Annotated in this window: 10 protein-coding genes and 1 pseudogene; 4 read left to right on the top strand and 7 right to left on the bottom strand. The window is 67.2% G+C overall.

Annotation, left to right across the window (positions count from 1 at the left end; translation table 11 throughout):
• Positions 1 to 134: 134 nt before the first annotated feature.
• Positions 135 to 1,295: an acyl-CoA dehydrogenase family protein gene (locus AB0L60_RS32675; RefSeq protein WP_354841522.1), complete on the bottom strand. Its 1,161-nt coding sequence runs from the start codon at positions 1,293 to 1,295 to the stop codon at positions 135 to 137.
• Positions 1,296 to 1,363: 68 nt separating this feature from the next.
• Positions 1,364 to 1,491 (bottom strand): annotated as a pseudogene (locus AB0L60_RS32670) (CoA transferase); the annotation flags it as partial.
• Positions 1,492 to 1,625: 134 nt separating this feature from the next.
• On the opposite strand from AB0L60_RS32670, the gene AB0L60_RS32665 reads away from it, so the two are divergent.
• Entirely contained in the window at positions 1,626 to 2,210 is a 585-nt protein-coding gene (locus AB0L60_RS32665; protein WP_364621928.1) for a helix-turn-helix domain-containing protein, read from the top strand.
• A gap of 21 nt (positions 2,211 to 2,231) precedes the next feature.
• Here AB0L60_RS32665 and AB0L60_RS32660 read toward each other — a convergent pair whose 3' ends face one another.
• A complete protein-coding gene (locus tag AB0L60_RS32660) occupies positions 2,232 to 2,921 on the bottom strand; it encodes a dienelactone hydrolase family protein (RefSeq protein WP_364621926.1) in 690 nt (229 codons plus the stop codon).
• Positions 2,922 to 3,038: 117 nt separating this feature from the next.
• A complete protein-coding gene (locus AB0L60_RS32655) occupies positions 3,039 to 3,362 on the bottom strand; it encodes a rhodanese-like domain-containing protein (protein ID WP_364621923.1) in 324 nt (107 codons plus the stop codon).
• Positions 3,363 to 3,443: 81 nt separating this feature from the next.
• On the opposite strand from AB0L60_RS32655, the gene AB0L60_RS32650 reads away from it, so the two are divergent.
• The gene (locus AB0L60_RS32650) at positions 3,444 to 3,917 is read left to right on the top strand and encodes a MarR family transcriptional regulator (protein ID WP_364621920.1); all 474 of its coding nucleotides are present in this window, start codon (positions 3,444 to 3,446) and stop codon (positions 3,915 to 3,917) included.
• On the top strand, positions 3,917 to 4,909 hold the full coding sequence (locus AB0L60_RS32645; protein ID WP_364621918.1) for an LLM class F420-dependent oxidoreductase: 993 nt from the start codon (positions 3,917 to 3,919) through the stop codon (positions 4,907 to 4,909). Before AB0L60_RS32650 ends, AB0L60_RS32645 begins: the two co-directional genes overlap by 1 nt.
• Before the next feature lie 162 nt (positions 4,910 to 5,071).
• Here AB0L60_RS32645 and AB0L60_RS32640 read toward each other — a convergent pair whose 3' ends face one another.
• Positions 5,072 to 6,388: a family 1 glycosylhydrolase gene (locus tag AB0L60_RS32640; RefSeq protein ID WP_364621916.1), complete on the bottom strand. Its 1,317-nt coding sequence runs from the start codon at positions 6,386 to 6,388 to the stop codon at positions 5,072 to 5,074.
• Positions 6,389 to 6,455: 67 nt separating this feature from the next.
• Between AB0L60_RS32640 and AB0L60_RS32635 the strand changes: the two genes are divergently transcribed.
• Positions 6,456 to 7,037, top strand: a complete 582-nt coding sequence (locus tag AB0L60_RS32635; RefSeq protein ID WP_364621913.1) for a TetR/AcrR family transcriptional regulator — start codon at positions 6,456 to 6,458, stop codon at positions 7,035 to 7,037.
• Positions 7,038 to 7,053: 16 nt separating this feature from the next.
• On the opposite strand, the gene AB0L60_RS32630 is transcribed toward AB0L60_RS32635, so the two are convergent.
• Positions 7,054 to 9,543 carry an aminotransferase class I/II-fold pyridoxal phosphate-dependent enzyme gene (locus AB0L60_RS32630; RefSeq protein ID WP_364621910.1) on the bottom strand — a complete coding sequence of 830 codons (2,490 nt, stop codon included), beginning with the start codon at positions 9,541 to 9,543 and terminating at the stop codon, positions 7,054 to 7,056.
• On the bottom strand, positions 9,540 to 10,559 hold the full coding sequence (locus AB0L60_RS32625) for a helix-turn-helix domain-containing protein (protein ID WP_364621907.1): 1,020 nt from the start codon (positions 10,557 to 10,559) through the stop codon (positions 9,540 to 9,542). Before AB0L60_RS32625 ends, AB0L60_RS32630 begins: the two co-directional genes overlap by 4 nt.
• Positions 10,560 to 10,840: the final 281 nt, after the last annotated feature.

The raw sequence follows: 10,840 nt of genomic DNA, 5'->3' as shown, positions 1-10,840 counted from the left end.
CCTGACTGTCCTACGCCACGAGGATCACCACGGCGAGCGCCTGCTCTCGTGTGGGCAACCCGCCCTGGATGTCGAAATCAGGCTGGTCGACGGGCCCGAATTCGGGCCGCCGCCACTGTCGTATCACCTCCGCGTCACAGTGAGCGGGAGATGATTTCCTTCATGATCTCGCTGGTGCCGCCGTAGATGCGGTTCACGCGCGAACCCGTGTACATGTTCGCGATCGGGTACTCCATCATGTAGCCATAGCCGCCGAACAGCTGCAGGCACTTGTCGACCACCTTGTCGGCGGTCTCGGCGGCGAACAGCTTGGCCATGGACGCGGTCGACGGATCGTTCTTGCCGTCGATGTACTGCTGAATCGCATAGTCCACCAGCGTCTTGATGGCCAGCGCCTCGGTCTTGACCTCGGCCAGGGTGAAGGCGTTGTGCTGGAACTTGCCGATCGGGCGGCCGAACGCCTCGCGCTCCTTGGAATAGCGCAGCGCCTCCAGCACCGCCGCCTCGGCCAGGGCCGAGCACAGGCTGGCGATGATCAGGCGCTCGCGGGCCAGCTGCTCCATCAGCTGATAGAAGCCCAGACCCTCCTGCGCGCCGAGCAGATTGGCGACCGGGACGCGCATGTCGGAGAAGAACAGCTCGCGGGTGTCCTGGGCGTGCTGGCCCATCTTCTCCAGCACCCGGCCACGCTCGAAGCCCGGCAGATCCTTGGTCTCGGCCACGATGAGCGAGACGCCGGCCGCACCCTGGGACGGGTCTGTCTTGGCCACGATCACCAGCAGATCGCAGTGAGTTCCATTGGAGATGAACGTCTTCGAGCCGTTGATGACGTAGTGGTCGCCCTCGCGGATGGCGGTGGTGCGCACCGACTGCAGGTCCGAGCCCGTGCCCGGCTCGGTCATGGCGATGGCCAGCACCAGCTCACCGCTGATGATGCCCGGCAGCCACTTCCGGCGCTGCTCCTCGTTGCCGTAGTGGTAGACGTAGTGCGACACGATCGGCGAGTGCACCGAGAAGCCGAAGCCATTGTCGTGCGCGTAGACCAGCTCCTCCTGGACCACGGCCTGCAGGCCGAAATCGCCGCCCGCGCCGCCGAATTCCTCGGGCAGGTCCAGCCCGAGCAGACCGGCGTCACCGGCCTTGTTCCAGAACTCGCGATCGACCATGTGCTGCTTGGTCCAGCGCTCGCGGTTGGGCGCGGACTCCTTGCGGAAGAACTCCGCCGCATGCTTGCGCAGCTCGCGGTGCTGGTCCGTCTCCCAGGTGGGGCGGTAGTCGGGGAACAGTACGGACATCGGTGTCACTCTCCGTTGTTGCGTCGGATGCCGTTGAGCGGCAGGTCCTCCCGAGCGGCGATGGCTTCGAGCGGATCGCCGGTGGGCGGTTCCACCTCGACGACGCTCGCGCCCAGTTCGGCCAGCCGTGCGGCGGCCAGCGGCCGGGGCAGGTTCACCCCAGTGAGACGACCTCGATCCCGGTCAGAGGCCGCATCGTTGGTTCCTCCATGCAGCGAACGATACAGTTGTATTGTAAGTCGGTCAATGATACCGCCAGCTCAGCGCCTGACCAGGAACCACTACGGCTCGACGTAAAATCGGCGCACGCAATCGACGAGCCGAGGGGCGATGCTGAATCCACGAGCCACCAATGACGACCTGACCGCCAAGGCCCGTATCCGCAATGCCGCCATGGACCTGTTCGCCCAGTACGGCGACTCCCGGGTCTCGCTGCGCGCGGTGGCCGCCGAGGCCGGCGTCACCCTCGGGCTCGTCCAGCACCATTTCAAGACCAAGGACGGCCTACGCGACGCCGTCGACAAGCTGGTCGTCGACTACTTCGCCCAGACCGTCGCCTCGATTCCCCCCACCGGCACGCACGCCGAAGTCGCGTCGGCCCGCGACGAAGCGGTCCGCCGGATGCTGCACGACAACCCGGCCGTCGTGAACTACATCCGCCGCTCGCTGCTGGAACCCTCGGAAACCCGCGTCCACCTCCTGGACGCGCTCGTGGACCTGACCCGCAGCGAGGTCGCCGGTCTGCGGGGGGCCGGCCTGGCCTCCACCGACAAGCCCGAATCCGCCCAGATAGTCGCCGTCCTGATCCGCCAATTCGGCGAACTCCTGCTGGCCCCCATGCTCGACGCCGTCTGGGAACGCGTCTCCCCCGGCAACCCCACCCGTCCGCGCCTCTCGATCACCGTCAGGGACTGAGCAGTCGGAGCCGGACCCGGCTCAGCGCAGGTGGGTCTCGAAGAAGGCGAAGATGCGCCGCCAGGCGTCCTCGGCGGCTTCCTCGTTGTAGCCCAGGCCCGCGACCCGTATGACCGGTTCGGCGGGGGTGAGGTTGGCGAAGGCGTGGGTGACGCCGGGGTAGGTCTTCACGTCGTGGTCGATGCCGTAGTCGGTCAGTACGCGTTCGAGTTTCGGGCCGCGGCCCGGATTGGCGGGGTCGAGGGCGCCGTAGCTGGCGACGATGGGGCAGGAACCGCGGAGGATGTCCTCGTAGTTGCCGCGGCCGGAGGGATAGAACGGCGCCGCGGCGTCGAAACCCTTGGTGGCGGCCAAGAGCGCGAACCCGCCGCCCAGACAGAATCCGACCACGGCCACCCGGCCGGTGCAGTTCGGGTCGGCGATGAGATGGGCGCGAGCGCTGAGGATGTCGAGGACGGTGGTGCCGTTCCCATTGGACAGCAGTTCCCGGATCACGCTCGGCACGCACCGAACCCGGCCGCGCGCGAAAAGATTCGGGACGATGGCGAGATACCCGTTGCCGGACAGGCGGCCGGCGATGGTCCGCATGTCGTCGTTGACACCCACCATGTCGTGCAGCACCACGACACCGGGCCAGGGCCCGGGTCCGGCCGGAGTGGCGACATAGGCGTCGATGGCGCCGTCGGGTGTGGTCAGTTGGATCATGCTCACCGGTGAGCCCCCTCCGTCGGAGATCGAACTAACCGGGGCATCGTAGCGCGTCTGGGACAATCTGCCGCTCCCCCGCCGCGCATCGCGACGGGGGCGGCCGAGTTCCGGTGCGCGCGATCAGCTTTCGACGGGCAGGCCCGCCTCGGTCCAATCCTGAATGCCGTCGCGGTACTTGCGGACATTGGTGTAGCCCAGCCGCTCCAGCCGGGTGGCCACGTTCTGACTGTTGGGGCAGGCGGCGTTGGAGCAATAGGTGACGATGGCCGCGTCGCGATCCGGAAGCAGGTGCGGCGCGCGGCTTTCCACCTCGGCCTCGACCAGCGCGAGCGCGCCGGGGAGGTGGGCCTTGGCATAGTACTCGCCGCCGAGGGCGTCGAGCACGATGACCGAACCGGCCTCGATCTCCTGCACGAGTTCGTCGCGTGTGATGAGTGCGGTCATGGGAGTTCCTTTCCGAAAAATTATGTGCGTGTGCACGCTACTACTTACGTGCGCGCGCACGCAACTGGTTATGATGGGCCGGTGTCCGCCTCCCGATCCCATCCGGCCGTCCACGCCTGGGCCGCCCTGCTGCAGGTCCACGCGAAACTCGTGCCCGAGCTCGACGCCGCCCTGCGCCGTGCCACCGGACTACCGCTGAGCTGGTACGACGTGCTGCTGGAACTCGATGGGCCACACCGGCTCCGAATGAGCGACCTGGGTGAGCGGGTGGTGCTGAGCCGCACCCGGGTCAGCCGCCTGGTGACCGAGATGGAGTCGCACGGTTTGGTTCGGCGTGAATCCAATCCGGACGACGGCCGCTCGGCGTTCGTGAGCATTACCGATGCGGGCCGCCGCCGCTTCCGTGAGGCCGCGCCGCACTATCTGACCGGCATCGAGCAGCGCTTCGGGGGCAGACTGGATCCGGCCGAACTCGAGACCGTCGCAACGGCATTGCGCAAGGTGCTCGGCCCGGCCGAGGTGACAACACCGGATTCGAACAGAGGAGACATCTAGTGCGTTTCGGCATCTTCATCCCGCAGGGCTGGCGGCTCGACCTGGTCGGCATCGATCCCGCCGCACAGTGGGGAGTGATGCGGGACCTGGCGCAGCGCGCGGATTCGGGGGACGTCTGGGAGTCACTGTGGGTGTACGACCACTTCCACACCGTGCCGGTTCCCACCGAGGAGGCCACCCACGAGGCGTGGTCGCTCATGTCCGCGCTGGCGGCCAGCACCACGCGTATCCGGCTGGGCCAGATGTGCACCGCCATGAGCTACCGGGACCCCGCCTACCTGGCCAAAGTCGCCGCCACCGTGGATCTCATCTCGGGCGGCCGGGTGGAAATGGGCATCGGCGGCGGCTGGTACGAGCACGAATGGCGCGCCTACGGTTACGGATTCCCCTCCGCCGGTGTGCGCTTGGGCCGCCTGGACGAGGGCGTGCAGATCTTCAAGCAGGCGTGGACCACCGGCAAGGCCACTCTCGACGGCAAGCACTACCAGGTCGACGGCGCGATCGTGCGCCCGCTTCCGCTGCAGGAGGGCGGAATTCCGATCTGGATCGCGGGCGGCGGAGAGAAGGTGACGCTCCGCATCGCGGCGAAGTACGCGCAGTACACCAATTTCGCGGGCGATCCGGAGACCTTCACCCAGAAGTCGGACCTGCTGCGCGCCCACTGTGCCGCGGTCGGAACGGAATTCGACGCCATCACCCGGAGCTCCAACTTCAATACCCTGGTCGGCGCGACCGAGGCCGAGGTACAGGACCGCCTGTCCCAGCTGGAGGCCCGCCTGACCCCCTTCGTCGGAGCCGAGGGCGCGGTCCAGCACGTGAAGGATCTGTTCCGTGACTCCCCCGCCGTCGGCACCCCCGAGCAGGTCGTCGAACGGCTCTCGCGCGTCAAGGATCTCGGGCTGGGCTACTCCATCCACTACTTCCCGGAGACCGCCTACGACACCTCCGGCCTGGAGCTCTTCGAGCGCGAGGTCGTCCCCGCACTGCGCTGAACCCGAACGCCGCCCGCTGACACCGATGTCCGGGTCAGCGGGCGGCATGTGGTGCATCGCCGGATCGGACCGATGGGTCGACGCCCGATGCGCGGGTCGGGCTGGTCAGGGGGAAGCACCTGACACGGTGTCGCACGGCCGATCCGGCGAGCCGCCGGGTGGTCAGCGGGGCAGCGTCACCGGATCGGTGCAGCTGGCGGGGGCGTCGACCAGCGAGCAGGTCTTGGGCTCGCGGGTCGGGCGGTAGTCGACGGGGACGCCGCCCGCGTGGGTGATCTCGGTGTAGGCCGGGACCGCGTCGGTGGGGCGGCGGGTGAGGGTGGGGTCGGTCCGGACGTCCACCGTGTAGAGGCCGAATCGCGGTGTGTAGGAACCCCATTCGTAGTTGTCGGTGAGGCTCCAGTAGTTGTAGCCGATCACGTTCATGCCGTCGGCCTTGGCGCGCTGCACCCAGTAGACGGTGTCGCGCAGGTCGTCCGCCCGGGTGTACCCGTCGTCGCGCGGCTTGCCGTTCTCCGTGGGCATGCCGTTCTCGACGATGTAGAGCGGCTTACCCGGGAAGGCGTGCGAATAGTGTTCCAGCGCATAGTAGATGCCGTCGGCCTGCAGCGGGTTGTGCCAGAGCTGGCTGATGTTGGCCGAACGCAGAGCATCCGGGGACAGGCCGTAGTAGTAGTCGATTCCGATGTAGTCCAGCCTGGCGGCGATCTTGCCGATGAGCGGGCCGTTCACCGCGTCCTCTGCCGACGGGAGGTAGGCGACATTGCTGGTGACCAGCGCGTCCGGCTGCACCTGGTGGATGTAGTCGTAGATGGCGTTGTGCGCCTGCGCGATCCGGTCCTGCATGATCGGCACCGCGGTCACCGGCAGCGAGCCCATCCGGACCTCGTTGATCATGTACATGGCCGGCTCGTTGAACGTGACCCAGAGCGGATCGCCCGCCGCGTAGCGGTCCACGATGGTGCGCGCGTTGGCCAGCCAGTCGTCGACCATCCCCGGCTGATTCCAGCCGCCCCGATCCGCCTCCCAGCCCGGGTACACCCAGTGGTCGAGGGTCAGCATGGGCCGCATGCCCGCCGCCTCGATGGCCCCGATCACCCTGTCGTAGAAGCGAAGTCCGTCCTCGTCCCACACGCCCGGCCGGGGCTGAACCCGCGCCCATTCGATGCCGATCCGGTACACCTTCACGCCCAGCTGTCTGGCCAGCTCGATATCGGACTCGTAGCGGTCGGCGAAGTCGATCGAATCCCCGTACGGATCATCGGTTTTCCCGGAGGCGGCGTAGCGGGACCAATTGCTGTCCGGCGCATGCCCTTCGGACTGGAAGCCCGAGGCCGCCACGCCCCACAGGAAGTCCGGGCCGAGCGGCGCGATCCGTGTGGGCGGTTCCGGCCGGGCGAAGGCCGGGGCCGCACTCGCGGTGAGGGCGGCGGAGGCGGCCAGGACGACCAGAGCGAGGTTGCGGCGGCGGAATCGCATGGTCAAAACCGTACAGCGCTCGGTTTTGGTGGACAAGTAACTCTCAGAGTCCGCTTAAACTCGACCGATGGCGAAACGAGGCCCCTACGGGAAAGGCATCGAACGGCGGGAGCAGATCCTGGAGGCCGCGCTGCACACCATTGCCGAGCGCGGATTCCTGGCCACCTCGGTGGCCGAGCTGGCCGAGGCGGTCGGCCTGAGCCAGAGCGGACTGCTGCACTACTTCGGCTCCAAGGAGGAGCTGTTCGTCGCGGTCCTGCGCAAACGCGACGAGATCGACGTGGCCGCCATGGGCGACCCCACGCCCGAGGCGCTCATCCAGCTCATTCGCCGTAATACCCAGGTACCCGGCCTCATCGAGCTGTTCACCCACATGCAGGCGGCCGCCGCCGATCCGAACCATCCCGCCCACGAGTACATGCGCCTGCACTACGAACTCGGCACCGCCGGCTTCGCCGAGTTCATCCGCGGCATCCAGCGGGCGGGCGGCATCCCGGAGTCCGTCGACGCCGAGGTGATGGCCACCGCGTTCATGGCCCTGGCCGACGGCCTGCAATCGCGCTGGCTCATCGACCCGTCCATCGACATGGAGTTCTATCTCCGGCAGTGCTGGACCCGGTTCACCGGCATGACGTTCACCGGCGACTGACCGATCCACGCCGCTGTCACAGTTCGCTCATCTCGACACCGGCGATCGCCGCACTCTGTTCCGCACCGCCCTCGAAAAGACCTGGGACGATATCCCTTCCATCTGACCCGGGGGCCGCGCTGTACCCCAGGATCGCGGTGGCCGCGGCCGCACCGTACGCACGACTCGCGACATCCGGACGCGCGGACGGGAAGTTCGAGCGATGGATCACGATGACGTTGTTGGCCAGCGTCACCGTGCCGTCCACGCGGGTCACCACGCAGTTGCCACCCGACTTGGCCGTCAGATCGACCACCACCGCACCGTTCGGCAACGCCGCCAGGCCCGACCGGTCCAGCAGCACCGGCGCGGCTGTCCCGCGCCGTCCGGCCGCGCACACCACCAGATTCGGACGGACGGAACGGATGTAGTCCGCGACCCGCTCCGGATCGGGATCGAGGAGAAAGCGATTCGCGCCCCGGGCCGACGCGGCGGCGCGCTGCTCGACTCGGCGACCGATGGCGGCCGGTGACACGTCACCACAATGAACCGCGGCGTCGATGGCGGCGAGCCCGGCCTGTCCACAGCCGATGATCAGCGCACGCACCGCACAATCCGGATCCTGCTCGCGTAGACGCTCACGTCCCTCGAGGTAGGCCACCTCACCGGCGATCCGGCTCATGGCGGTCAGCGGATCGAGGTGAGCCGTCTCGAGATCCGGTGGCATGTGCTCGAAGCCCACCGACTCCACCCCGTATTGGCTCAGCCGGTGAATGGACCGGCGGCGTTTCACCGGATCCTGGAATCCGAGTAGTAGTTGCCCGGTCCGGGTCGGCATCGTATCCAGGTCGTAGGCAGGCGGTTTCACCCAGGCGACCAGGTCGGCAACGGCGAAGACACACTCGGGTCCCGGCACCACCGAGGCGCCGGCGGCCCGATAGTCGGCGTCGTCGAACCGGGCCCACCGCCCGGCATCCTGCTCCACCACCACCTTCAGCCCGCTGCGGACCAGCGCCGTCACATCGTCCGGCGTGGAGGCGACACGCAATTCGTGGGCGGCGGTTTCGCGCAGCACGCCGACGGTGGAGACCCGCGGGGACCGCGCCGGAATCCGTCGTTCCAGCAGGGCGCCGGAATACGTCATGCCGGCGTCGATCCGCTGGAGCAGCCGCTCGATGCGGTCGAACAACTCGACGACCAGGTCCGGACCCACCTCGCCGGTGGCGCGCCGGGGCGTTGTCACATTGAGCCGCACGCCCATTCGATGCGACCCGGTGCGGTCCAGCGCCACACAGTCGATACCGGCCGCCATCAGCAGCAGGTCCTCCAGGTCCGCGCTGGATCGCACCGCTGCCGCCGCCATCACCCCGGCATCGAATTCGATCGTGAGGAACATGCCGTCCCGGCTGCCCAGCGGCCGCAGCAGTTCGGTGCCGAATCCGGCATTGATCCCGGCCACCAGCCGACGCGCGGAATCCATCCGCTCCCGCAGCAGCACGCGGTTCCGGATCAGGTAGCCGTCCGAGGTGCCCTCGATCGTGGCACGGGCCAGATGTGTGGTCTCACGCTGGAAGGCCACACGAAGTCGTTCGCGTACCCGGGCCAGCCACTGCTGGTCGCCCGAACAGGCCGCACCCAGCTTGCACGGCCCGAAGGCGTTGAACGCCTTGGAATTACCGGTGATGCTGAGGACCCGGTCATACAGGCGGACCGGACCATCGGCTGTCGGGACGACGATCGACGCAATCGGGATGTGCCCCTCGACCAGTAGGTCGAACGACATATCGCAGATCACCGGCACATCGGCGGCGACGAGCACCCGGCCGATCTCGACCAGCTGCTCGACGGTGTAGTCGGCGACCACCGGGTTGCCGGGCAGGGTCAGCAAGACGCCGCACAGGTCTCCCCGCGCCGCATGGTGTTTCAGGGTCCGCTCGAGCGATACCGGGTCGATCCGGAAGTCGCTACCGGTGGTCACACTGCTGGTCGCCATCCGCATGCCGAACTTGGCGATGTGCCCGGCCACGCTCTTGTAGTAGCCCTCCGGGCAGACCAGGACGCCACCGGGCCGAGCCAACGTGGCGATCGCCTCCTCCAGCAGGACGGTGCTCGAGTAGGGGCTGACGATCACCTCGCCGGGATCGATATCGACTCCCGGCATCCCGTCGATCGCTTGCGATATCCGCGCGAACAGCCGCTCGGCAGCCAGCCGGCGCAGGACCGCCGGCTGCTTCTTGGCGTAGGGCGACCCGTCCCGGCCGTCGGTGAGATTTCCGCCGCCCGTCGCGCCGTGACCGGCCATCACCTCGGCCCATGCGGAATTCAGGGCCGCCGTGGCGTTCCGGTCCATGGGCAGCCCGGTTTCACCGTGATACGCGTCGATGATCCCGCGATAGATCCGGCCGTCCGTCCCGGCGAACCGGCTCTCGCTGTCGAGGTAGTTTCGCGCGAGATGCTTGCGCTGGTCGGAACGGTCCGCCACGTCGACCGGGTCCAGCGGCGGCGACACCGCGAACCCTCGGCTCATCTGGGCGCGCCTTCAGATCCGGGCTGTCCGTCGTTCCACGCCTGACGCAGGGCCGCACGGAAACGGTCGCGGCAGTCCTCCTGGTCCAGGTGCTCGAACCGAATCAGTCCCGTCCGCTCCACGAGATCGTTGACGACGAGCGCCATTCCGTCCGCCCTGAGATCACGGAGGTGCTTGAACTTGCGGTGGGCGGTCTGGACATCGTGCCAGAGTGAGGAGAACCGGCTGGAGTCACGCTCGCGGCGGCGGAAATCGTAGTCGCCCGCCAGCACGTAACTGTCGTCGACGATGAGCATGCCCTGTGCGTTGGGAGCGAACTCCCGGTTCACCAGGGTGGTTTCCACCTTCGCCTTGACCTGTTGCCAGAGCTTGTCCTCATAGGGCGTCACGTTCACAACGTCGTCCAGCACATAGACACGCTGCACCGACACACCGGCTCGAGCCTTGGCGAGGATCGCCCGGTGATACTCGACGCCGACATCGCCGCCGATCGCGCCCAGTTCCGCGGTGTGGATCGCACAGATCCGCTGCTGCGCGCGATCCAGCACGGTCAGCCAGTCCAGGACCGTATTCCATTCCGGCACAACGACACTGCCCGAGGGAATCTGCACCAGCACCTCCTCGGCTCGGACCAGCTGGCGCTCGGCGATCTCCCGGAGCGGCACGAGTTGCTCACCCATGTCGTCGAGGTTGGACAGACTCTGAGCGAGCGCGAGGACTCGGGCGGCCAGGTCGGGCTTCTCGGTCGAGAGGATCTCGAAGCGGATGCGCAGGTCGCTGATGACACGCTCGGCCTCGGTCTCGTCGTCGAGGCCGGGCAGGCGTTCGCCCAGGGCCGCACTCAGCTTTTCGCGCTGGGGCCGGGGTGGAACGCGTCTGCCGTTCTCGATCTGTTGAATCAGACTGCGCGAGCAGCCGACCCGATCGGCCAGCGCCTCCTGGGTGAGATTGCGTTGCCGGCGGAGTCGCTTGACTGCCGCGCCGATCTGCTCGCCGTCCGAGGCCGAGCCAGACATGCTCGTCTCCCATCATGATTCGCATTGCTCAGACGTGTCACGCGAAGCCCATCCTAAGCACGACGTGTCATCTTCGCCATCGCAGATCCAGCACGAGTCTGCCGATTCTTTTACAGGTCAGTCTAAACGGGCGAAACGACCATGGCGGATACCAGCTGTGCTGGCAGATCTGCGATTCGAATACGACAACACACAGCGTGTCAGCACCCAAACCGCTTGATATCTACGATATTCAGGATACTTGTACGCCAATACGCTTATTTCTAAGCAAGATCTGCATT

The organism is Nocardia sp. NPDC051981 (assembly GCF_040680715.1).
In the GTDB taxonomy this organism is placed as follows: domain Bacteria; phylum Actinomycetota; class Actinomycetes; order Mycobacteriales; family Mycobacteriaceae; genus Nocardia.
Note: the sequence above shows the minus strand (reverse complement) of the source record. Positions and strands in the feature narration are given on the sequence as shown.

What these genes read in the sequence shown, in the direction of transcription:
- AB0L60_RS32655 (WP_364621923.1), bottom strand. Translation starts at nt 3,362, where the DNA reads ATGACCGCACTCATCACACGCGACGAACTCGTGCAGGAGATCGAGGCC.
- AB0L60_RS32665 (WP_364621928.1), top strand. Translation starts at nt 1,626, where the DNA reads ATGCTGAATCCACGAGCCACCAATGACGACCTGACCGCCAAGGCCCGT.
- AB0L60_RS32635 (WP_364621913.1), top strand. Translation starts at nt 6,456, where the DNA reads ATGGCGAAACGAGGCCCCTACGGGAAAGGCATCGAACGGCGGGAGCAG.
- AB0L60_RS32675 (WP_354841522.1), bottom strand. Translation starts at nt 1,295, where the DNA reads ATGTCCGTACTGTTCCCCGACTACCGCCCCACCTGGGAGACGGACCAG.
- AB0L60_RS32625 (WP_364621907.1), bottom strand. Translation starts at nt 10,559, where the DNA reads ATGTCTGGCTCGGCCTCGGACGGCGAGCAGATCGGCGCGGCAGTCAAG.
- AB0L60_RS32640 (WP_364621916.1), bottom strand. Translation starts at nt 6,388, where the DNA reads ATGCGATTCCGCCGCCGCAACCTCGCTCTGGTCGTCCTGGCCGCCTCC.
- AB0L60_RS32630 (WP_364621910.1), bottom strand. Translation starts at nt 9,543, where the DNA reads ATGAGCCGAGGGTTCGCGGTGTCGCCGCCGCTGGACCCGGTCGACGTG.